This window comes from Streptomyces sp. CA-243310 (genome assembly GCF_050936775.1).
GTDB lineage: Bacteria > Actinomycetota > Actinomycetes > Streptomycetales > Streptomycetaceae > Streptomyces.
The window spans coordinates 3667574-3689449 of the sequence record NZ_JBNJMF010000001.1; the positions used below are offsets into that span (position 1 = coordinate 3667574).

The 21876-nt window shown below is 71.4% G+C and carries 23 protein-coding genes; 15 read left to right on the forward strand and 8 right to left on the reverse strand.

Annotated features, from left to right (window positions below; all coding sequences use genetic code 11):
* The first annotated feature begins 95 nt into the window (after positions 1–95).
* Genes ACQEVM_RS16255 through ACQEVM_RS16270 form a run of 4 tightly spaced genes read left to right on the forward strand, consistent with a single transcriptional unit; the run spans position 96 to position 4926 of the window.
* On the forward strand, positions 96–1340 hold the full coding sequence (locus ACQEVM_RS16255) for an LLM class flavin-dependent oxidoreductase (protein ID WP_433079281.1): 1245 nt from the start codon (positions 96–98) through the stop codon (positions 1338–1340).
* A 30-nt stretch (positions 1341–1370) separates the two neighbouring features.
* On the forward strand, positions 1371–2744 hold the full coding sequence (locus ACQEVM_RS16260) for an NtaA/DmoA family FMN-dependent monooxygenase (protein WP_433079283.1): 1374 nt from the start codon (positions 1371–1373) through the stop codon (positions 2742–2744).
* Positions 2741–3796 (forward strand): LLM class flavin-dependent oxidoreductase, encoded by a 1056-nt coding sequence (locus tag ACQEVM_RS16265; protein ID WP_433079285.1) that lies wholly within the window; start codon positions 2741–2743, stop codon positions 3794–3796. Before ACQEVM_RS16260 ends, ACQEVM_RS16265 begins: the two co-directional genes overlap by 4 nt.
* A gap of 11 nt (positions 3797–3807) precedes the next feature.
* The gene (locus ACQEVM_RS16270) at positions 3808–4926 is read left to right on the forward strand and encodes an LLM class flavin-dependent oxidoreductase (protein ID WP_433079287.1); all 1119 of its coding nucleotides are present in this window, start codon (positions 3808–3810) and stop codon (positions 4924–4926) included.
* Between the two features lie 61 nt (positions 4927–4987).
* Here the strand turns inward: ACQEVM_RS16270 and ACQEVM_RS16275 are convergent, their stop codons facing one another.
* The 5 genes from ACQEVM_RS16275 to ACQEVM_RS16295 all read right to left on the reverse strand — a co-directional run bounded on the left by ACQEVM_RS16275 (position 4988) and on the right by ACQEVM_RS16295 (position 9317).
* Positions 4988–5344, reverse strand: a complete 357-nt coding sequence (locus ACQEVM_RS16275) for a hypothetical protein (RefSeq protein ID WP_433079289.1) — start codon at positions 5342–5344, stop codon at positions 4988–4990.
* Between the two features lie 230 nt (positions 5345–5574).
* On the reverse strand, positions 5575–6102 hold the full coding sequence (locus ACQEVM_RS16280; RefSeq protein WP_433079291.1) for a MarR family winged helix-turn-helix transcriptional regulator: 528 nt from the start codon (positions 6100–6102) through the stop codon (positions 5575–5577).
* A 52-nt stretch (positions 6103–6154) separates the two neighbouring features.
* Entirely contained in the window at positions 6155–6580 is a 426-nt protein-coding gene (locus tag ACQEVM_RS16285) for an STAS domain-containing protein (protein WP_433079293.1), read from the reverse strand.
* Positions 6577–7659 (reverse strand): cobalamin B12-binding domain-containing protein, encoded by a 1083-nt coding sequence (locus tag ACQEVM_RS16290; protein WP_433079295.1) that lies wholly within the window; start codon positions 7657–7659, stop codon positions 6577–6579. The genes ACQEVM_RS16285 and ACQEVM_RS16290 overlap by 4 nt, the downstream gene beginning before the upstream one ends.
* Positions 7656–9317 carry a PP2C family protein-serine/threonine phosphatase gene (locus ACQEVM_RS16295; RefSeq protein WP_433079297.1) on the reverse strand — a complete coding sequence of 554 codons (1662 nt, stop codon included), beginning with the start codon at positions 9315–9317 and terminating at the stop codon, positions 7656–7658. The genes ACQEVM_RS16290 and ACQEVM_RS16295 overlap by 4 nt, the downstream gene beginning before the upstream one ends.
* 657 nt (positions 9318–9974) lie before the next feature.
* Between ACQEVM_RS16295 and ACQEVM_RS16300 the strand changes: the two genes are divergently transcribed.
* Positions 9975–10388: a peptidase inhibitor family I36 protein gene (locus ACQEVM_RS16300; RefSeq protein WP_433079299.1), complete on the forward strand. Its 414-nt coding sequence runs from the start codon at positions 9975–9977 to the stop codon at positions 10386–10388.
* 48 nt (positions 10389–10436) lie between these two features.
* Here ACQEVM_RS16300 and ACQEVM_RS16305 read toward each other — a convergent pair whose 3' ends face one another.
* The gene (locus ACQEVM_RS16305; protein ID WP_433079301.1) at positions 10437–11279 is read right to left on the reverse strand and encodes a helix-turn-helix transcriptional regulator; all 843 of its coding nucleotides are present in this window, start codon (positions 11277–11279) and stop codon (positions 10437–10439) included.
* 211 nt (positions 11280–11490) lie between these two features.
* On the opposite strand from ACQEVM_RS16305, the gene ACQEVM_RS16310 reads away from it, so the two are divergent.
* The gene (locus ACQEVM_RS16310; protein ID WP_433079303.1) at positions 11491–12225 is read left to right on the forward strand and encodes an SDR family oxidoreductase; all 735 of its coding nucleotides are present in this window, start codon (positions 11491–11493) and stop codon (positions 12223–12225) included.
* Between the two features lie 103 nt (positions 12226–12328).
* Here ACQEVM_RS16310 and ACQEVM_RS16315 read toward each other — a convergent pair whose 3' ends face one another.
* Positions 12329–12718, reverse strand: a complete 390-nt coding sequence (locus tag ACQEVM_RS16315) for a TOBE domain-containing protein (RefSeq protein WP_433079305.1) — start codon at positions 12716–12718, stop codon at positions 12329–12331.
* Between the two features lie 629 nt (positions 12719–13347).
* On the opposite strand from ACQEVM_RS16315, the gene ACQEVM_RS16320 reads away from it, so the two are divergent.
* From ACQEVM_RS16320 to ACQEVM_RS16350, 7 genes are all read left to right on the forward strand, one after another.
* Entirely contained in the window at positions 13348–13686 is a 339-nt protein-coding gene (locus ACQEVM_RS16320; protein ID WP_433079307.1) for a MerR family transcriptional regulator, read from the forward strand.
* Positions 13687–14118: 432 nt separating this feature from the next.
* Positions 14119–14322, forward strand: a complete 204-nt coding sequence (locus ACQEVM_RS16325; protein WP_329439553.1) for a cold-shock protein — start codon at positions 14119–14121, stop codon at positions 14320–14322.
* Between the two features lie 396 nt (positions 14323–14718).
* Positions 14719–16242, forward strand: a complete 1524-nt coding sequence (locus ACQEVM_RS16330) for a DEAD/DEAH box helicase (RefSeq protein WP_433079310.1) — start codon at positions 14719–14721, stop codon at positions 16240–16242.
* Between the two features lie 45 nt (positions 16243–16287).
* Positions 16288–16689 carry a CBS domain-containing protein gene (locus ACQEVM_RS16335; RefSeq protein WP_433079312.1) on the forward strand — a complete coding sequence of 134 codons (402 nt, stop codon included), beginning with the start codon at positions 16288–16290 and terminating at the stop codon, positions 16687–16689.
* Between the two features lie 52 nt (positions 16690–16741).
* Positions 16742–17053, forward strand: coding sequence for an SCO5918 family protein (locus tag ACQEVM_RS16340; protein ID WP_433079314.1), 312 nt, complete (start codon positions 16742–16744; stop codon positions 17051–17053).
* Between the two features lie 162 nt (positions 17054–17215).
* On the forward strand, positions 17216–18427 hold the full coding sequence (locus ACQEVM_RS16345; RefSeq protein ID WP_433079316.1) for a tetratricopeptide repeat protein: 1212 nt from the start codon (positions 17216–17218) through the stop codon (positions 18425–18427).
* 554 nt (positions 18428–18981) lie between these two features.
* Entirely contained in the window at positions 18982–19341 is a 360-nt protein-coding gene (locus ACQEVM_RS16350) for a protease inhibitor I9 family protein (RefSeq protein ID WP_433079318.1), read from the forward strand.
* On the opposite strand, the gene ACQEVM_RS16355 is transcribed toward ACQEVM_RS16350, so the two are convergent.
* Complete coding sequence (locus ACQEVM_RS16355) at positions 19325–20539, reverse strand: S8 family peptidase (RefSeq protein WP_433079320.1); 1215 nt, start codon at positions 20537–20539, stop codon at positions 19325–19327. The genes ACQEVM_RS16350 and ACQEVM_RS16355 overlap by 17 nt on opposite strands.
* 215 nt (positions 20540–20754) lie before the next feature.
* Here ACQEVM_RS16355 and ACQEVM_RS16360 point away from each other — a divergent pair, with 215 nt between their 5' ends.
* A complete protein-coding gene (locus ACQEVM_RS16360) occupies positions 20755–21027 on the forward strand; it encodes a DUF3253 domain-containing protein (protein WP_433079322.1) in 273 nt (90 codons plus the stop codon).
* A gap of 224 nt (positions 21028–21251) precedes the next feature.
* Positions 21252–21662 carry a DUF4190 domain-containing protein gene (locus ACQEVM_RS16365; protein ID WP_433079324.1) on the forward strand — a complete coding sequence of 137 codons (411 nt, stop codon included), beginning with the start codon at positions 21252–21254 and terminating at the stop codon, positions 21660–21662.
* Positions 21663–21876 lie beyond the last annotated feature (214 nt).

The following is a 21876-nucleotide window of genomic DNA, read 5'->3' on the forward strand; positions in this document are numbered from 1 at the left end:
GGCGTAGCGTTTTTCGAAGAAATGGCTGACGGGACGAATTCGCGACCCCGCACCGGCTCCTCTTTCGTACGCCGATCAGGAAGGCGCATTCCGACGTGTCCGCATCCCCGTCACCTTCTGACGCCCCGTTCCCTTCCGCCCCCGCTTTCTCCTCCGCGCCGCTCCACCTGGCCGTCGCGCTCGACGGCGCCGGCCGGCATCCCGCCGCCTGGCGCGAACCCGGGGCGCGTCCCGAGGCCGTGTTCACCGCCCGCTACTGGGCCGACGCCGTGGCCGAGGCCGAAGCCGGACTGCTCGACTTCGTCACCCTCGACGACGGGCTCTCCCTCCAGTCCACCTCGACCGACGGCCCCGACGGACGCACGGACCTCGTCCGGGGACGGCTGGACGCCGTCCTGACCGCGGCCCGCATCGCACCGCTGACCCGGCACATCGGGCTGATCCCGAGCGTGACCACCACCCACACCGAGCCCTTCCACATCTCCAAGGCCGTCGCCACCCTCGACCACGTCAGCCGGGGCCGGGCCGGCGTGCACGTCCAGGTCTCCGGACTGCCGTACGAGGAGCGGCACTTCGGCCGCAGGTCCGCCCCGCTCTCCGGCGCGGAAGCGTACGAGGAGGCCGCGGACCACGTCGAGGTGATCCGGCGGCTCTGGGACAGCTGGGAGGACGACGCGGAGATCCGTGACGTGGCCACCGGCCGTTTCGTCGACCGGGACAAGCTGCACTACATCGACTTCGAGGGCCGCCACTTCAGCGTCCGCGGACCCTCGATCACCCCGCGCCCCCCGCAAGGGCGGCCCGTGGTCAGCACGGTCGGCGCCCCCGGCGCCGGGGACGCCTCGTACCGTCTCGTCGCGCTCTCCGCCGACATCGGATACGTGAGCGCGCGCGACTCGGGTGAGGCGGCGTCCGCCGTCGCCGCGATCCGGCGGGCCCGGGAGGCCGCCGGCCCGGGGGAGGAGCCCCTGCACCTCTTCGGGGAGCTGACCGTCTTCCTCGACGAGGACGGGCCGGCGGCGACCGCCCGCAAGGAACGCCTCGACGCGCTCGCGGGCCACCCGTACGAGGACGGCTCCGAGGTGTTCACCGGCACCCCCGGCCGGCTCGCCGACCTGCTCGTGGAGCGGCGTTCGGCAGGGTTGTCGGGCTTCCGGCTGCGGCCCGGCGTGATCGCGCACGACCTGCCCGCCATCACCCGCGGGCTGGTGCCCGAACTCCAGCGGCGCGGTCTCTTCCGCACCGCCTACGAGGCGGACACCCTGCGCGGGCTGCTCGGACTGGACCCCCACCCGGCCAACCGTTACGCCACGCCGCCCTCCGCCGGCACCGCCGCCTGACCCGGAAGACCCGGAAGGACGAACCGAACCATGAGCACCAAGCCGCTCAAGCAGATCCATCTCGCGGCCCACTTCCCGGGCGTCAACAACACCACCGTGTGGGGCGACCCGGCGGCGGGCAGCCACATCGACTTCGACTCGTTCACGCACTTCGCGCGCACCGCCGAACGCGCCAAGTTCGACTTCCTCTTCCTCGCCGAGGGCCTGCGACTGCGCGAACAGGGCGGAAAAATATATGACTTGGACGTGGTGGGTCGCCCCGACACCTTCACCGTCCTCGCCGCCCTGGCGGCCGTCACCGAGCGGCTGGGCCTGACGGGCACCATCAACTCGACCTTCAACGAGCCGTACGAGGTGGCCCGCCAGTTCGCCTCCCTCGACCACCTCTCCGAGGGGCGCGCCGCGTGGAACGTGGTCACCTCCTGGGACGCGTTCACCGGGGAGAACTTCCGGCGCGGCGGATTCCTGCCCCGCGAGGAGCGCTACTCCCGCGCCCGCGAGTTCCTGTCCACCGCCAACGAACTGTTCGACTCGTGGAACGGCTCGGAGATCGCCGCCGACGCCGCGACGGGCACCTTCCTTCGGGACGCCCGCGCCGGGGCCTTCGCCCACCAGGGGCAACACTTCGACATCGAGGGCCATTTCAACGTGCCCCGCAGCCCGCAGGGCCGCCCGGTGATCTTCCAGGCCGGTGACTCCGACGAAGGGCGCGAGTTCGCGGCCTCCGGCGCCGACGCGATCTTCGGCCGACACGCGACCCTGGACGAGGGCCGCGCGTTCTACTCCGACGTCAAAAGGCGACTCGCCGCGTACGGCCGCACGCCCGACCAGCTGAAGATCCTGCCCGCCGCCACCTTCGTGCTCGGCGACACCGACGCCGAGGCCCACGAGAACGCCCACGAGATCCGCCGCCTCCAGGTCAGCGGGCAGACCGCCATCAAGTACCTGGAGCACGTCTGGAACCGGGACCTGTCCGCCCACGATCCGGACGGCCCCCTCCCCGCCGTCGACCCGGAGGTCGGCGAGAACACCATCGCCCTCGGGCGCGCGAGCGTGCGACAGCTCCGCGACCCCCTGGCCACGGCACGGGAGTGGCGCGAACTGGCCGAGGCCAAGAACCTCTCCATCCGCGAACTCGTGATCGCGACCACCGCCCGCCAGACCTTCATCGGCACCGCCGCCACGGTGGCCGAGTCCATCGACTCGCTGGTCCAACAGGACGCCGCCGACGGTTTCATCCTCGTCCCGCACCTGACCCCCGGCGGGCTGGACGCCTTCGCCGACACCGTCGTCCCGCTGCTCCAGGAACGGGGGGTGTTCCGCGCCGAGTACGAGGGCACCACCCTGCGCGACCACCTGGGAATCTCCGTGCCCGGCGTGGACCGGAAGGTCGCGGCCTCGTGAAGTTCCTGGCCATCACCCTGATCACGGACAGCGCCGACCCGGTGACGGGGGCGCCGACGCCCACCCGCGAACGCTTCCGTCAGGTCGTCTCCGCCGCGGTGCGGGCCGAGCAGCTCGGCTTCGACGGATTCGGGGTCGGCGAACGCCACGAGCGACCGTTCCTGTCGTCGTCCCCACCCGTGGTGCTCAGCCACATCGCGGCCCTGACCCGCGAGATCCGGTTGTACACGGCGGTGACCACGCTGAGCCTGCTCGACCCCGTGCGGGCGTACGAGGACTACGCGACCCTCGACCATCTCAGCGACGGACGTCTGGAGCTGATGATCGGCAAGGGGAACGGCACCGCACAACGCGAACTGTTCGACGTGAGCCCCGACGACCAGTGGGAACGCAACTCCGAGGGGTACGAGCTGTTCCGACGGTTCTGGAACGAGGACAAGGTGACCGCGCGGCCGCGCTTCCGCCCCGCCCTGACCGGCGCCGAGGTGCTGCCCCGGCCCCACCGGCGGAACCTGCGCGTCTGGCACGGCAGTGCCACCAGCAGGGAGTCCGTCGAACTCGCGGCGCGCCACGGCGACCCGCTGTTCTCGGCGAACGTCACCCATCCCATCGGACCGTACGCCGAGTTGATCCGCCACTACCGCGAACGCTGGGAACACCACGGACACGACCCGGCGCACGCCGTCGTGGGCGCGGGCACGGCCGGCTTCCACACGGCGGCCACCTCGCAGCGGGCGGTGGCCGCGTACCGGCCCTCGTTCGAGCGCTACCTCGACGCCCACCGTGCACAGGGCGTCGAGCCGGTCTTCGCGACCCTGGAGGACTTCGTCGAAAGGAGTTCGGCCCTGATCGGCAGCCCGCAACAGGTGATCGAGAAGGTGCACCGCTACCACGAGGAGTTCGGCCACACGGTCCTGCACCTCCAGGCCGAAGCCGGCGGACTCACCGACGCCGAGCACCGGGCCTCCCTCGAACTGTTCCAGTCGCAGGTCGCGCCGGTGCTGCGCCGCTCGATCCCGGACCCCGTCTTCCCCTGCGCCCCCGACCTGTAAGGAGTACGGCCATGTCCGGCATCCCCCTCGGTGTCCTCGACCTCATACCGATCGCCTCCGGTTCCACCGCCGGCGAGGCCCTGCACCACACCATCGACCTCGCCCGGCAGACGGAGGCCTTCGGCTACGCCCGCTACTGGTTCGCCGAGCACCACCTCAACCCGGGCGTCGCCGGGACCTCCCCGGCGGTCGTGCTCGCGCTGACCGCCTCCGCGACCACCACGATCCGCATCGGCTCGGGCGCCGTCCAACTGGGCCACCGCACCGCCCTGTCCACGGTCGAGGAGTTCGGCCTGATCGACGCACTGCACCCGGGCCGCCTCGACCTGGGGCTGGGCCGTTCGGCGGGACGACCGCCGAAGCCCGCGCCGAACGCCGAGCCGCCCTTCGAGGGAAGGACCGCCGGCGGCCTGCTGATCCCGCCCCGCTTCTCCTTCGTCCACCTCCTCGGGCACCCGCGCGTCGCCCTCCAGCAGCGACTGCTGAATCTTCCGGGCGCCACCCCGCAGGACTACGCCGAGCAGGTGTCCGACGTACTGGCGCTGCTCCGGGGCGAGTACCGCTCCCCGGAGGGCGTGGAGGCGCACGCGGTACCGGGCGAGGGCGCCGACGTACAGGTGTGGGTGCTGGGCAGCAGTGGCGGGGTCAGCGCGGAGACCGCGGGCCGCAACGGCCTGCGGTTCGCGGCGAACTACCACGTCAGTCCCGCCTCGGTGCTGGAGGCCGCGGAGGGCTACCGCGCCGCGTTCAAGGCCTCGGACGAACTCGACCGGCCGTACCTGACCGTGTCCGCCGACGTCGTGGTGGCCGAGGACGACGACACGGCCCGCGAGCTGGCCACCGGGTACGCGCCCTGGGTGCGCAGCATCCGTACCGCCGAGGGCGCGATCCCCTTCCCGACGCCCGACGAGGCACGCGCGCTGCCGTGGACGGACGCCGACCGGGAGCTGGTGGCGGACCGGGTGGACACGCAGTTCGTGGGTTCGGCGCGGACGGTCGCCGATCACCTCGACCGGCTCCAGGAAGCCACGGGGGCCGACGAACTGCTGATCACCACCATCACGCACGACCACGCGGACCGGGTCCGCTCCTACCGCCTGCTCGCCGAGGAATGGGTGCGCCGCGCCTGACCCGGCCCGAGCGCCCGGCTCGCCGACCCGGCATCGTCACGGAGTCGGGCGCGACGGGTGGTCACCTGCCGTACAGGAAGGGGCGGGCGGGGACGAAGATCTCGTGACCGGTCGGGAAGCGGACCCGCACCCCGGACTCCGTCCACGTGGTGGACTCGACCCCCTCGGCCCCCAGGGCGGCGTCGACGTCCACCCAGTGGCCGTATGACGGGGTGGGTTCCCTGCCGATGACCATCTTGTAGGAGTGCCGCCCGGACAGGGTGTGTACGTGCACCAGAGCCAGGAAGTGTGCTGCCTCGTCGGGGTAGACCACTGCCGCAGGGGCGGCGCTGCGGTAGGTCACGTCTCTCTGCGGCCACCACAGAACCGTCGTCACCGTGACGGTCAGCAGGATCCCCGCCACGATGCCCAGCAGCACCCTCCCGATGCCGAAGGCCCGGCGAGGCCGTGCGCTCCGGTCGGTCTGGTCAGAGGTGAACGTACTGATGATGCCCCCCGGATCGGCGTCGCTCCGCGCCGGTCGGCGGGAGACCACTCGCCGAGAGGGACGCGGAACCGGGCCGGTCGGTTGTGGCGCGCCGGGAGAAGGAGCGGAGTCGGGACCCGTTGACCGGTTTCCGCGCTTCGTCCGTCAGGGTCGGCGCCTTGTCACGGGGCCGCGTCACGGGCCGCGTCACGGGCCGCGTCACGCGGCGGGTTCTTCTGCTGCGGGAAACCGGCTGCCGCCGTGATGCCGAGGTTCAGGGCGGCGAGTCCGGTCGCCAGGGCGCGTCGGTGGTCCGAGGTCATCGATGCGAGGGCCTGGGCCAGAGTCTGTTCCCGGCTTTCGCGTATCCGCGCCAGGTGTGTCTGCCCGGCAGGGGTCAGCCTGAGCGTGATCTCACGGCCGCTGTCCGGACAGGGGTGGCGCTCGATGAACGCGAGGGCCTCGAGGCGGTCGCACAGCCGGGTCACGGAAGGGGCCGCCGCGCCGAGCAGTTCGGCCAGGGCGCGCATGCGGATGCCGGGCCGGCGGTCGACCAGGTACATCAGGCGGAGCTGTGACGTGGAGGCCGGGGCGGCCGAGGTGCTCTGGCGGGCGTTCTCCCACATCACGTCGAGGAGTTCGACGATGTCGCCGACGGAACGCGCCTCGTCGTGGCCGATGCCGTGCGGGTCGGTGGCTGGTACTGGCATCTGTGTTCCCTCCACACGACCGGATCGCTCGACGTGTCGGCGCGACCCGGCGTCAGACGCCGCTGTCCGGGCTGCCGGAGCGGGCCGGTATGGACTTCTCCGAAGCGGCGGATGGTCTCTCCGCGGTGGAGGATCCGGACGTGCCCCCTGTGTCCGTGAGGTGTTCCAGCGTACCGGTGACTTGCAGGAGCCGGTCCAGTTTCGTCGGACGGTCGTCGAGGTGCAGGCGTACGCCCGCCGCACCGGTGCGCCGCTTGACCATCAGCAGCACCGACAGGCCGGTCGAGTCGACGGCGGTCAGTCCCCCGCACCCCAGGTGCACGTCCCGCAGGTCGCTGCGCTCGGTCAGCAGGCGACTGACGGCGTCCAGGAGAAGATCCGCGCTGTCATGGTCCAGGTCGCCGCGCAGTTCGATGCGCACGGTCTCCTTCGCGTCGATGCGTGTCAGGTGCAGTGGGCTGGTGGGCATGCTGGTCATTCGGCGATCCCGGCGGCGGTGAGGAAGCTACTGGTCAAGCGGGCGGAGCCGGATCGCAGGATGCCGGCGGCGCGGGGGAAGTCCTTCAGCTCGCGGCCCAGGAGTGCCAGGGCCGGCAGGAGCGATTCTGCGGGGACACCGCGCGAGATCAGGACGTCGGCGGTCCACCGGATGAATCCGGCGAACAGGTCCTCGTCGTCGGTGTAGAGGGCGACGGCGAGGAACTCCACGATGTGGGCCAGGTCCTCGGCGGTGCGCTCGCGTTGCGGTTCGTCGTAGTCGCGCATCGCCGGGTACGCGTCCTCCAGCCCGGTGAAGACCCCCCGTACGAGTTGCGGGCGGCTCCGGGCGACGAGGGTGTACTCCTGGTCGCTCAGGTGCGGGAGGTCGTCGATGGCCTGGTGGTCCGGCTGGGGGCGCGGCAGCGGGGCCCGGGCCAGGTCGTCGGCGGCGGTGCGGGCGTCGGGGGCCCAGGCGTCCGCACCCAGCAGCCGGGCGTAGCGGCCGTCGGGTCCGAAGGCGGCTCCGCCGACGAGCACGGGCGTGCCGGCGGCCTGGCAGGCGGTGATCGTCGCGTGCGCGGTGGGCAGGCGGGTGGCGATCGAACCGGAGAGGGCGACGGCGTCCGGGCCGGTGCGGTGCAGGTGCGCGACGAGGTGCGGCGTGGGGACCTGGGCACCGAGGTAGTCGACGTGCCAGCCGCGCAGCCGCAGCACCTCGGCGAGGAGGCGGGCCGGCAGGGCGTGCCACTCGCCGTCCACGCAGGCCACCGTGACCCGGCCCCGCGTGCGCGTCCGGTGGGCCGAAGGGTGCCGGGCGAGCGCGGCGACGGCCCGCTCGTTGATCGCGGTGGCGGCGTGCTCCTGGGCGACGGTGATGCGGTTGGCGGCCCACTCCTCGCCCACCCGCCCCTGGATCGGGGCGATGACGTCGAGCAGGACGCTCTCGGCGTCCACCCCCTCGTCCAGCGCCCGGAGAACGGCCGTGATCACAGCCGTCTCGTCGAGGTCGAGGATCCCTTCCCACAACTCCTTCGCCAACTGCTCCGGCACGGTCGACCCGGTGTTCCGTCGGCTCACGCGGTGAACCTTCCCCGGGTGTGACCGTCCACGGCGCTCAGGTGGTTGGTGCGCGGCGCGGAGATCACCACGACGGCCATGTCGTCGTGCCGCCCCGTCCCCACCCACTGGGAGGCGAGCATCTGTACCCGCTCCACGACGGCTTCGGCGGGCAGGCCCGCGCACTCCGAGAGCGCACGGCGCAGCCGGGCCTCGCCGAACATCGTCCCGCCGAGAGGGCCGCCGCGCGCCTCGCTGATTCCGTCGGTGTAGAGGACGCAGGTCTCGCCGGGTGCGAGCGTGACCTGCGCCGTCTTGGCGGTGATGGACGGCAGCGCACCGACCAGGGTGCCCTGGGTGGGGGCCTCCTCTACCCGTCCGTCGGAACGCAGGATCAGGGGCGCCGGATGCCCGGCACTGGTCAGTCGCAGCCGCACCGCGTTCCCGTCGCGTGCCGCGGAGGCAAGGACCATGGTCGCGAAGCGGGCGTCATGCGTGTTCAGGAGCGCGGTGTTCAGCAGGCTCAACATGCGCTGGTGGTCGTCCGCCATGGGCAACAGGGCGTGCAGGGTGTTGCGGATCTTCCCCGTCATCACCGCGGCTTCCAGGCCCTTGCCGCACACGTCCCCGAGCACGACCAGCGAGGCGTCGCCCTCCACCGCCGGGGGATGGACGTCGTAGAAGTCCCCGCCGATCCGCTCGTGGTCCAAGGAGGGACGGTAGCCGCCCGCGTACTCGACGCCGGAGACCTGGTGCAGCGACGGAGGCAGCAACTCCCGCATCAGCGTCTCGGTGATCGAAGCCTGCTCCGCGTACAGACGGGCGGCCGACATCGCGGCGCCCGCACGGGCGGCGAACAGGCGGGCGAAGACCTCCTCGCCCTCCGTGAACGCGTCGGCGTCTGCATGGCGAAGGAGGACCAGGGCGCCCGCGGGCACCCCGTGTCCCGGCAGGGGAGTGATGACGATCGACCCCACCGGTCCGAAACCGTCGGGCACGAGCCACGACGGAGCGGCCTCGGGATCGATCCAGCGGGAGGGAACGGGCGGGAAGCCCTGGAGGGCCTCTCCGAGCCCCGGTACCTCCTCGGGGTCGGCGGCCACACCGAACATCGACGGTGTTCCCCCGCGGAGGCAGGCCACCACGGGCAGTTCACGGCCGCGCGTCGGCGCGATCACCAACGCCGCGTCCGCGAGGTGTTCCGCCGCCATCTGCGCCGTGACGTCCATGCACCGGTCCAGATTGAGGGAGGAGAGGAGGAGGTTGGAGGCCTGGGTCAGGAACGCCGTGCGTTCCTGTTCCATCCGCAGGGCCTCACGAGCCAGGCGGTGGTCGGTGTCGTCGACCAGCCACCACACCACCGTGCCGTCCTCGCGCACCGTCGGGTGCGCCTCGTAGGTACGGTCGCCGACCGGCCCCTGCACCAGCGGGTTCCGGTCGGCACCGGGGCGCTGCGCCGGAACCGCGGCGAGGTACCGGGCGTGAGCCGACGACAGCCAGGCGGGCACCGCGTCGGAGAGCGCCGATCCCGAGTGGGCGTCCGGGAAGACCAGGCCGGCGGCCTCGTTGACGAACACCAGGTTCGCTCCGGCGTCCGCGACCAGTACCGGGTAGGGGGCCTCACCCCACGGGATGCCCACCGCGGTCGAACCGGCAGATGACTGGGTGGAATTCACCAAACGTAGAAGGCCCGCTGCGCGAACCCCTCACCTCATCGTCTCGAAGGAAACATCATTGCCTTCCGGCAACCATCCTCCATTCGTCGCTCCCTTGGCAACCAGGCCCCCCGCGCGGCGCCGTCCCCCACCGGACGCACACCGTACGAACACACCGTCTCCTCCGATGCGTAAGTCGACGCCGTGAGAACCGTCACCCGTTCGTGACGGCATGGCCCGCGATCGGACGGGCAAGGGCGCGACGGGGTCGATGCGAATCGATGGATGCAAATCGCCGGTTGCGACACGTCAGCCGCGTGGACGTCGACCGCACGTCGGTGTCCACGCCCGCCCGGCCGGCCGCCCCTGCCCCCGACGGCGCCCGCCGCGCCGCCTCCGCGGCCCTCCACGCCCGCCAGTACACCCAGCGCGCCGCCCTCGCCCGCGACCTCCGGCCCGTAGGCCGCGAGCGCGGTCGGAAGCGGATTCGGTCGGATCGGGTCGGATCGTGTCCGGCCGGGTCGGGGTGCGATCTACGCGGAGGGGAGGTGCGATGGAAGCGTGCACCAGTCCCTGATCGGCCCGACGAACGCCGGCCGGAGCGGAGTGATCGCCGTGACCGCACCCGCAGCAGCCGTGACGCGCCGGGCCCGCCGGTGCGGTGCCGGGAGACGGACCGCCATGACCGGCGTTCTCGGCGCCGCATGCCTGGTTCTCGCCCTTGCCCTCGCCCCTGCGGCACAGGCCGGGTCAGGTCTCGCCGCCCCCGCCCCCGCCGAGCGCTGTTCGCCGGGCTGGGTGTGCGGATGGACCGGTCCCGCGTACACCGGTGTGGTGAGCCTGGTGGCACAGGACATGCCGCGGTATCCGGAGACGACCGCGTACGTCGGTTTCAACGACGCATCGTCGGTGTGGAACGGCGCCGGCACCCGGCGGGCCGACGGCGTCCTCCGCGGCCGGTGCGTCACCCTCTACAACCAGGCCGACTACAAGGGACGGAGCCTGACCGTCGCCCCCGGCAAAGGCGTCGAGCGGCTTCCGGCGTCCTTCGGGCACATCCACTCCGGCCGCTTCCACGACTGCCGAGTCTCCTGACCCGGCGCGGTGACCACACCGAACACGGGTGTGGACCACCGCTCCGGACTACCGCTCCGCCGAGGACTCCCGTCGCCGTGTGGCCCCGAGGCTGCCGAGCAGGGCGAGCGCCTGGGCGCTGGAGCTTTCCGGTGCGGCGTGGTAGATGACGACCTGCTGGCCGACGGCTCCTCGGACGTCGAAGGAGTGGTAGGTGAGGGAGAGGGCCCCGACCTCGGGGTGGACGAGTTCCTTGGCGTCGTGGGACTTGCCGTAGACCGTGTGTGAGGACCACAGTGCGTCGAACTCCCCGCTCGCTCCGCAGAGGAAGCGCACCAGCTCCGGCAGACGCGGGTAGTGCGGGTCGACGCCTGTCGCCTGGCGCAGGCCGGCCACGACCGCCTCGGCCGCCCGGTCCCAATGCCTGAAGAAGGCGCGAGCCGCCGGATCAAGGAAGATCATGCGGGCGAGGTTGTCCGCTTCCGCGAACGGTGAGAACAACGCGTCGGCCAGGGCGTTCGCCGCCAGGAAGTCCGCGGCCGGGTTCAGGACGAACGCCGGAGTGCCGGTGAATCCGTCCAACAGTTGTCTGAGCATCACACCGGCGGTTTCCCGCGGCGGCGCCCGATGGCCGTCCGGCACGGCACCCGCGAGCCGGTACAGATGCTCGCGCGCCTCGACGTCCATGCACAGGGCATCGCCGATCACGTCGAGGATCTGCGGGGAGGGGCCGCGCTCGCGGCCCTGTTCCAGACGGGCGTAGTAGTCGGTGTTCATGCCGGCCAGGACGGCGACCTCCTCGCGGCGCAGTCCCGCCACCCGGCGCCGACCGTGGGAAGCCAGTCCCACATCGCTTGGCCGCAGGCGTGCGCGGTGCGCGCGCAGGAAGTCTCCGAGTTCGTTGCTGGTCACACCCACAGGCTAGGGGCGTTCCCGGCGGTGTGCCTGGGTGCGTCGTACCCCGGCACGATCTGCCCTGGTTGCCACTCCTCCCGCGCCCCAGACTCCGAAGAGCGAACACGGCCGGACGCACGACGACGACGCGGGCCCCGGCGCCGCGGACGACGTCCCGACGACGTGTTTCACCCCCATCAACTCCCTTCCTCCACAAGGAGAATCGAGCATGACGCAGACCGGCAAAGCAGTGGCGATCACCGGCGCGAGCAGCGGTATCGGGGAGGCGACCGCCCGCCGCCTGGCAGCCGACGGGCACCGGGTGCTCCTCGGCGCCCGTCGAACCGACCGGCTGGAACGACTGGCAGAGCAGATCATCGAGGAGGGCGGGTCCGCCGCCTTCCGCGCGCTGGACGTCACCGACGCGCAGGACATGCGTGCGTTCGTCGACGCCGCGCGCGCCGAGTTCGGCCGGATCGACGTCCTCGTGAACAACGCGGGCGTGATGCCGTTGTCCCCTCTGGCGGCGCTGAAGACCGACGAGTGGGACCGCATGATCGACGTCAACGTACGAGGAGTCCTCCACGGAATCGCCGCCGCCCTGCCGGCGATGCGCGCCCAGGGCGCCGGCCACATCGTGAACATCGCCTCCGTCGGCGCGTACGAGGTCTCGCCCACCGCCGCCGTGTACTGCGCCACCAAGTTCGCCGTCCGCGCGATCTCGGAGGGGCTGCGCCAGGAGTCGGGCGGGGACCTCAGGGTCACGCTGGTCTCGCCGGGCGTGACCGAGTCCGAACTCGCCGACGGCATCTCCGACCCGGCCGCCCGCGAAGCCATGAAGACCTACCGAGCCGTGGCGCTGCCCGCCTCGGCCATCGCGGACGCCATCGCCCACGTCGTCTCCCAGCCGCCCGGGGTGGACGTGAACGAGGTGATCGTCAGGCCCGCCGCGAGCGCCCGGTAGTCGGGGCGGGACCGAGGGGAGTACTTCACATCGGCCGGCGTACCGGCGAACCGTGCAGGGCGCCAACTCGGCGGCTCTTGTACCCCGTTCCGCGGCGGCCGGGTCAGCCGCGGTCGACGTGCACGCTCGTCGACTTCACCCGGGCCGTGACCTGCACACCCGCCTCCAGACCGAGTTCCTCGACCGCCTCACGCGTCAGCAGGGACACGACCCGGTGCGGGCCGGCCTGGATCTCCACCTGGGCGGCGACATCGCCGAGTTTGATACCGGTCACGATGCCCGGGAAGGCGTTGCGGGCCGAGGTGCAGGAGGTGTCGTCCTCGGCGCTCTCCTGGGCGATCTCCACACAGAACGCGGCGAGGTCGGGGCCGTTGACGATACGGCGGTTGCCTTCGCGATGGGTGGGGAACCGCTCCGCGTCCGCCCATCGCCGGACCGTGTCGATGCTCACGCCCAGCAGCTCGGACGCCTGACCCATGGTGTAGGACTCCATGTGGCACACCCTAGGGGTCGATCGCGACCGACCGGCGAGCGGCTGCCACAGGACGTCCGTACGGCAGGAGTACGCACCCGGGCAGAAGTACGGCCGCGGCGGAACGCCCGGTGCGGGCCGCCCGGGACGAGGTGCGGAACGCGGCTGTGTGACGTCGATTGCCTCACCTTCGAGTGCGCAAAAATCTATGCTGGCGGTAGTAGACATCAGGCTGTGGTGTGGTTATGGTTTCTCTTGTAGTCGAGATCGGCAAGATCGACGGGGCCTGGCAGGGACGACTGCCGGGCAGGCGGGACACGTAGTCGCAGTTCGCAGTGGTTCAGTACCGCAGTTCCCGTTCGGCAAGCGAGTGAGTGATCTCAGAGGGAAGAACGGAGGGGTTGGTCGCCATCAGGATCGCCCGGGTGGAATGTGTGAGCCCGGGTACCGCAGGACACTCGTCAGTGAGGTGGTCTCCGGTCAAGCAACCGCGATCCCCGCAGCCCGGACCGCATGTGGGTCGGGTCTGTGGATACAGAAGGCCGGCGTATCAATAGGCCGGCAGATGGTGTGGCAGTTCCTTCGGGGCCCTGGTGCCGTACGGCACCAGGGCCCCTCGACGCGTTCCACGGATTCCACAGAGAGGTGCGATGACGGCAGACGGTTCGTACGGTCGTCTCGACGACGACGACTACCCGGCCTACACGATGGGCCGGGCGGCGGAGATGCTCGGGACCACACCCGGGTTGCTCCGTGCCATCGGGAAGACCCGCCTGATCACTCCGCTGCGTTCCGAGGGCGGCCACCGGCGCTACTCCCGCTACCAGTTGCGCATCACGGCCCGTGCGCGGGAGTTGGTTGATCAAGGCACGCCGGTCGAGGCGGCCTGCCGGATCATCGTCCTCGAGGACCAGTTGGAGGAAGCCCGGCGGATCAACGACGGATACCGCCGGGCAGCCGAATCGACCGGTCCGCCGAACGTCCCCTGAGGGACCGGGGGTGGGGTCGCCGGTACCGGCGGGCGCCGCGCCCGGCCGAGCGGCGCTCCGGGTGGGGCGCGAATGCGGACCCGAGCACTGCGCAGGTGGTGAGCGGAGGCAGACGATTCCCGCAGGAACGTGACTTTCGCCGGAGCGCGGAAATAACTGTGACGGCGACATGAGGGTTTTACTTCCGTCGCAGGGAAGGTATGTGCGGTAACGGGCCCGAGGGCAATTATTGAACGCACCCGCGCCGCTACGGCGTGCTACTGTCGATCTCAGTTGCAGTCGTGGTTCCCAAAACTTCAAGCGATTCCACCGGTTTGAATGCCGCTGGAAAACCTTGCTTATCTCCGGTTCTTTCCCGGCGGGGCATCATCGCGGCGACCCGGTCATCCGCACATCGCGGGTCCCGGCGTACTGCCCCAAGGGAGACTCGACATGGCGTCCGGCACCGTGAAGTGGTTCAACGCGGCAAGAGGATTCGGGTTCATCGAGCAGGATGCGGGCGGAGCCGACCTCTACGCCCACTTCGCGAACATCACCACCCCGGGCATCAATGAGCTGCTCGAAGGCCAGAAGGTCACCTACGACATCGCGCAGGGTCCGAAAGGCCCGCTGGCGGAGAACATCATTCCCGCCTGACGCGACCCGCGCTTCGTAGCCGGGATGCGCATCCCTCGGGGTGCAGGACCCGGCTGCGGACACCTTCCGCAGTGTTCTCCTCCTGCGCACATGACATCCATCCGTGAGCCCTCTCCGGGCAAACGGACGTTTCCAAACGGACGTTTCGCGGCATCGAGCCGAATGCTCCGGCCGAGGCGCGATCCCGAGTCGTGGCCCAGCCTTTCGCCCCGGGGACGCCGCCCGGAATCGCCCCTTCAAGCGACCGTGCCCGCAGTTTTCTCCGTACGGATCGGACGCTTGTCTCCGTACGGATCAGACGCTTTCGCATTTCATCCGGCCCGTTCTCGTGTTTTCCCGTGCTGCTCTTCCGCCGCGGGAATTCCTTGATACGTGCCATGTCAAGGAAGGTTCTCCATGAACCCCACACGCACGAACGACCGCTCCTCTCGCTCACGTGGCCGTACCGGAAGCACCGCCTACAGCTCGGCCGCAGGGTCGGGCCGGGGCAGCCGTTTCGGTCCTTCCTCCCCGAACCGTTCGGCGAGTCCGAGTCGCTCGGGTGGCCACGGCCGGCGGCCCGCCGCACTCCAGGGTGAGTTCGCCCTGCCCAAGACGATCACCCCGGCGCTTCCCGCGGTCGAGGCGTTCGCAGACCTCGGCATGCCCGCGGAACTGCTGGCCGCACTCACCGCGCAGGGTCTGAGCGTCCCCTTCCCGATCCAGGGCGCGACCCTGCCCAACACCCTCGCCGGGCGCGACGCGCTCGGCCGCGGACGCACCGGCTCGGGCAAGACCCTGGCCTTCGGCCTGGCCCTGCTGGCCCGCACCGCCGGACAACGCGCCGAACCCCACCAGCCCCTGGCCCTGGTCCTGGTCCCCACCCGCGAGCTCGCCCAGCAGGTCACCGACGCCCTCACGCCCTACGCCCGCTCGGTGAAACTGCGCCTGACCACGGTCGTCGGCGGCATGTCGATCGGCCGCCAGGCAGCCGCCCTGCGCAATGGCGTAGAGGTGGTCGTCGCAACCCCGGGACGTCTCAAGGACCTCATCGACCGTGGCGACTGCCGGCTGAACCAGGTCGCGATCACGGTTCTCGACGAGGCCGACCAGATGGCCGACATGGGCTTCATGCCCCAGGTCACCGCCCTCCTGGACCAAGTCCGCCCCGAAGGCCAGCGGATGCTCTTCTCCGCCACCCTCGACCGCAACGTCGACCTCCTGGTGCGCCGCTACCTCACCGACCCGGTCGTGCACTCCGTGGACCCGTCCGCGGGTGCGGTCACCACGATGGAGCACCACGTACTGCACGTACACGGCGCCGACAAGCAGCGGACGGCGACGGAGATCGCGGCCCGCGAAGGTCGAGTGATCATGTTCCTCGACACCAAGCACGCCGTGGACCGCCTCACCCTGGAACTCCTCAACAGCGGAGTCCGCGCCGCGGCCCTCCACGGCGGGAAGTCGCAGCCTCAACGCACCCGGACCCTGGCCCAGTTCAAGACCGGACACGTCACCGTGCTCGTCGCCACGAACGTCGCCGCCCGCGGCATCCACGTCGACAACCTCGACCTCGTGGTGAACGTGGACCCGCCGACCGACCACAAGGACTACCTCCACCGCGGCGGCCGTACCGCTCGCGCAGGCGAGTCCGGCAGCGTCGTCACCCTGGTCACCCCCAACCAGCGCCGCGAGATGACCCGGCTCATGGCCGCCGCCGGCATCGTCCCCCAGACCACCCAGGTCCGCTCGGGCGAGGCCGAACTGCACCGGATCACCGGCGCCCAGGCCCCCTCCGGCATCCCCGTGACCATCACCGCTCCGGTCGTCGAGCGCTCCAAGAGCACCGGGCCCGCCCGCCGCAGGCGCCGGCCCGCCACGCCCGCGGCCGCCCGCCGCGCGAACGTGCGGCAGCCCTCCACCTTCGATGCGGCGGCCTAGGACATCCTGATGAGAAAACTGACCCATCTCTGCAGGAGGTACCTTTTGACGCTCGTCCAGATGCAACCCCACCCGCCGAAGCCCGACCCCGCACACCCGACGGTGGCCGAAACCACGGACGCGGCCCCACTCCAGGTCTGCGACGACATGACCGTCGAAGTGGCCCTGTACGTCATGGCCAGCGCCCGCGTGCGTCACCTCCTCGTCCATGACGAGGACGGCCACCGCACCGGCATCGTCACTCGAACCGGGCTCACGGCCTTCCGCGACAGCCCGTACTACACGGACCTGGTCCGACTGCGCGACCTCCCCGATGGTGGCGGGCCGCTCATGTCCCCGTCCGTGGCCACACGGCCCGAGTACGCGCCGCGCCACCGCCGGCCCGACACCCTGCCCGTCGCCGGCGAACAAGGCGGCGCTCCGGGCGCCCTCGCCCTCGCACGCTGACCCGCCTCACCTCGGTACCACCGCCCGTCCACCCCTTCCCCTGTGAGGCATCATGCGCTGCGTCATCGCCCGCTTCCCGTTCGACCTCACCAAGAGCGGCGTCCTGGAAACGATGAAGGGCGTCAAGCCCGAAGAGGTCACCGGCGAATCCGTGATCATCGGTCGCCGGACCTACCCCGCCAAGCAGGTCGGCCAGGTCATCACCCGCCAGGACCGCCGTGACTTCAGCGCCGGCGAGGTCCTCCGCGCCATGACGCAGCTCGGCTTCACCTGCCGCGGTCTTCCCCGGGCCGCCACGCCCGTCCGCGCCCTCAGCCCGCTCCAGCAGGCATCCGCCATGCTCGGCACCCCCGTGGCCGTCTGACCCAGGGGACGGATAAGGCCGATTCCCGGTCCCGGCATGGCTCCCGAGGTCATACTGACGGGGTCGTTCGGCGCGCGGGGGGACCGGTCGACGACGCGTCGGTTCGCTTCTCTGCACGGCGGGTCGGGCACACGCCCGGCCGTCCCCGAGCCGAGGAGTGTCATGGCCGACGAGACGTCGAGCAACGACGAGTTACCCGATCCTGCTCGGTCCGCCTTCGAGCTGAGCGGCCGGCTGGTGGTCTCCGGCCGGTACGAAGAGGCCGTGGCGGCGACGGACGAGGCCGCTCGGCTCTTCCGCGAACGCATCGCCGGCGTTCGGGCGGGCGAGTCCGACGACGCAGCGGCCACGTCGCTCGCCTACCTCCTGGTGCTCCGCTGCGAGGCACTCTCGAAGCTGGGGTGGTGGGAGGAGTGCCTGCGGACCGCCTCGGAGGCCGTGGCCCTGGGGCACGGGCGGCGGGCCGACGCGGCCTTCGCCGCACCACTGGGCGCCACCCTGCTGGGCCTCGGTACCGCCCTGTGGGGACTCGGGCGTCCCCGGGAGGCGGTCGACGTGACCCGGGAGTCCGTCGGCCTGTATCGCGCACTCGCCCGCGCGGAGGCCGCCTACCGCCCCCAACTCGCCAACGCACTAAGTCAGTTCGGCGTGGTGTTGTCCCGGCTGGGCTTGCACGCCGAGGCGCTGAAGGTCACCAGGGAGTCCGTCGCGCTGTACCGCCGGTCGGGCTCGACGGACCCGGCCGGTCACGCCGTCGGCCTCGCTCACGCGGTGAACAACCTGGCCCGCCGCCAGTCGGCACGGAACCAGAAGCGCCGGGCGCTGAGGAGCGCCCAGGAGGCCGTGACGCTCTACCGGCGGTTGGCGCAGGTCAACCCGGCGGTGCACCGGCGGGATCTGGCGATGGGACTCGGCAACGTGGCCCGCATGCACGTCAGCCGGGAGGCGTCACTGGCCGCCACGCAGGAGTCGGTCGCCATCCTCCATGAGCTGGACCAGGCCGAACCCGGCTTCCACGGTGCGCTGTTCGCCGACGTACTGTCCCTCCTCGCAGCGGCACTCGCCGACCTGGGACGGCTCCGGGAAGCGGCCGAGGTCACCACCCGAGCCCTGGCGATGATGCGGGAGCAGACAGCGATCAACCCCGTGGCACGACGAGGCGACCTCGCCCTGGCACTGGCGTTCCACGCCCGGGTGCGGGCCGAGGCCGGGATCGACCTCGCCGAGGCCCTGGCCGCCGTCACGGAGGCGGTGGCCCTCATGCGCGAGCTCGCGGCAGAGATCCCGGCGCTGTACGCGCCCTCCCTCGCGGAGGTGCGCGCTCTGGAAGACCGACTCCGGACGATGACGCCGCCGCCCGGCGACGGCGGGTAGGGCCCCGTCGCCCCACGCACCGACGTCCGGTGGGCCCGCGGCCCGCCGGCAGGGACAGGAGGACCATGTCGTCGGCGGGGACGGCGTGCTCGTCCGGGGCCGGGACATCGACCACGGTGGCCTGGAGGGTGAGCTTCCGGACCTCGTCTCGGCTGTTCTGGGTGCACTGCGCGCGCGATTGGCGGCGAATGTCCGCAGGGAGGGACTGGTGGCAGTCGTCGACCGTGCTGTGGCGCCTCCCCAGCGACGTCGCCCGGCGGACCGCGCCGGGGGAGTGCTCCGGTGACGAAGAGGATCCGGCTCTCTTCCTCCTCGGCGATCTGACCGATCCGTCTCCGGCGACCGTCATGCGGTCCGGCGCGGCTGGGCGTCGAGCGGGCGTCCTGCGGCCTGGCCGGGGCGATCCGGCCCCGCGCGCTGCCCTGCACCCGAGCGGCGCGGCAGCGGTTACAGGGGGGGGGCGGGGGCACCGGCCCGGCCGGCTGTTCAAGGTGCGGGGTCCGGTGACCGAAGGAGGAGGTGGCAGTCGTTCCCCTCACACCAGGGAGTTCCCCGTGCGTCGTCCGTTTCCGGCCCTGCGTCCCGTACTGGCAGCCGCCCTCTTGTTCGCCGCTCCCGTCGCCCTGGCGCCCGCCGCGTACGCCGACCAGGCCGGCGGCGCCGTTCAGGAAGCCGGGGAGAGCGCGACGTACATCGTCACCCTCGCCCCCGGCGCCGATCCCGAACGGGTGATGCGCGAAACCGGCGTCACGGAGGCCCGGTACGTGTACCGCAGCGCGGTGCGCGGCTTCGCCGCCGACCTGGACGGGCGGCAGTTGGCCGCGCTGCGGTCGCACCCCGACGTCACGGCCGTCGAGCGGGACGGCGGGGCCGTCGGGGCGCCGGTGGAGGAAGGGACTACAGGCCGCTGGTGAAGAGCAGCTGGTCGGGGCTGCTCTCGCCGACTGCGCTCAGGGCGTCCTTGGTGGACTCGGCGGAGAGGAACGCGGCGACTTCCCCGGCCGGCGCGGTCGGGTGGGCCTGCTTGTAGAGCGCGGCGACGCCGGCGGCATGCGGGGAGGCCATGGACGTGCCGTTCAGGGAGACGGCGCCGCCGCCGAGCTTCGCCGAGACGATGTCCTCGCCCGGCGCGTAGATCTCCAGGCACGTCCCGTGGTTGGAGAAGGAGGACTCCTCGTCCCACCGGTCGGAAGCCCCGACCGTGTACACCCGGTCGGCGGAGGCCGGCGAGACCTGGCACGCGTCCTTGGAGTCGTTGCCGGCCGCGACGACAGGCAGGACGCCCGCGTCGGACAGCGCTGTGGCGGCATTGTTGAGGGTCACGGACCTGTCCCCGCCGAGTGAGCCGTTCAGCACGGCCGGCTGCTTGGCGTTCTTCAGCACCCAGTCGAACCCCGCGATCATCCCCGAGTACGATCCCCGGCCCTCGCAGTCGAGCACGCGCACGCTGACGAGGTCGGCCTTGGGCGCGACCCCGTACGTCTTCCCGGCGACGGTACCGGCGACGTGCGTGCCGTGGCCGTTGCAGTCCTTGCCCCGGCGCCCGTCGGCCACCGCGTCGAAGCCGAAGGCGGCCCGACCGCCGAACTCGTCGTGGGTGTAGTCGATGCCCGTGTCGAGGATGTACGCGGTGACCCCGGCGCCGTTGCCCTGGGGAGTGAACTGGCCGTCGCCCCGACCGTTGGCCTTGTCCCACTCCCGCTGGTCGATCCGATCCAGACCCCAGGACGTGGAGGGGGCCCGGGTGCCCGGCAGGGTGACCGGCCGCGGCGGGGCCATGACCTTGACGTCCTGTTCCACCGCCTTCACGCCCGGGTTGGCACGGACGATGTCCAGCTGTGACGTGTCGAGCGGGGCGGCGAAGCCGTTGATGGCCTTGCCGTACACGAAGGTCGGCTTCAGCTTGAGCCGCTGCGCGAGCCTCGCCGCGTCGAGGCCCTGGACGAGGGTCACGATGTAGGTGCCGGGCACCCCGTTGGCAGCGGCGGTGGTCAACGGTGCAGGGGTCGGCTCCGGCGCCGCGGCGGACCGGGAAGCGGTGGCGAGGGGGGCGCCGAACACCAGGGCGGCGGTGACGACGGTCGCCAGTGCGAGCTTGGTGCGTGTGGTCATGCCGGCGAGTGGATCATGTGGAAACGATCGGGTCCTACGACATCGCCCGGTGGTTCGGCCGCCGTCCGAGTCGTACCTGAATGCGCTCGGCCGAGCGGGCGTCCCACCGGACCCGACGCCCCCGTCACACGGCGGGGCCCTCCTCACGGCGGTGCGCCGCCACACCTTCGACCGAGGACGCTGGATCTCGGGCGCGCCTGCGCGACACTGGCAGAGTGACGGACAGCGAACGGCAGACGGACCGGCGCTTGGAACGAGCCATCCTGGAACTGCTCGAGCGTCGTGCCCCGACCGCGACGATCTGCCCTTCCGACGCCGCACGGGCGGTGTACGCAGGGGACGACGACGGCTGGCGCGCGCTCATGGAACCCGCCCGCGACGCGGCCCGGCGGCTGCGCGCGGCCGGCGAGGTGGAGATCACCCAGGCCGGCCGGGCCGTCGATCCGGCAAGGGCCCGGGGCCCGATCCGTATCCGCCGCACCCGCTGACACGACGCGCACCGGGCGTGACGCCGCACCGCCCGCGCATCACCGACGTGCCCGAGCCCCCCGCCGCGGGTGCCGATCGACGCGGATCAGTCGCCGGGGGAGTCCTGGCGCGGTCGAGCGACCCGGTAAGGAGGGTTTGCGGCGGGCGGACCGTGGCAGACGGCCTGAACACCACTGCTCAGCGCAGAAGTTGTCCATCGGTCGACTCCAGGAAGGGACATCCCGTGTCCGACGCGTACAGCTCCCCCGAGAACACTCACACCCACCACGCACCGGCTTCCGCGCCCGCCGCGGGCAGCAACGGCCTGGCCGTGGGCGCCCTGGTCACCGGCATCGCATCGCTGCTGCTGCTCTGGCTGTGGTTCGTGGGCATTCCCCTGGCGCTGGTCGCCATCGGCCTCGGCATTGCCGCCCTCCGCAGAGCCCGCAGTGGCGCCGGTCGGCGGGGGATGGCCATCACCGGCCTGGTCCTGGGCGCCGTGACCGTGGTCATCGCGGCGATCCTGGTGGCCGTCGGGGTGTCCATCCTCAATTCCGACGAGGGCAAGGACCTGCGGTCCTGCCTGGACGGCGCCCAGACGCAGCAGGAGCAGCAGGACTGCTCGAACCGCTTCAACGACGACATGAACAACTGAACGAGCGGTTCGGGGCGAACCCCCGGCCCGTGCCGGCCTTCAGGAGCGGACGGGACGGGGGTTCGTCGATACCGACCGAGATCCTCGGACTGAGGGCCTGATGGCCTCCCTCCCGAAGCTCAGGATGCTCTCTCGAAGGCTTACGAACCGTGACATTCGGTGAGATTCAGGCGTCCCGGAGGTGACCCGCCCCATAGGACCCACGTCACATACG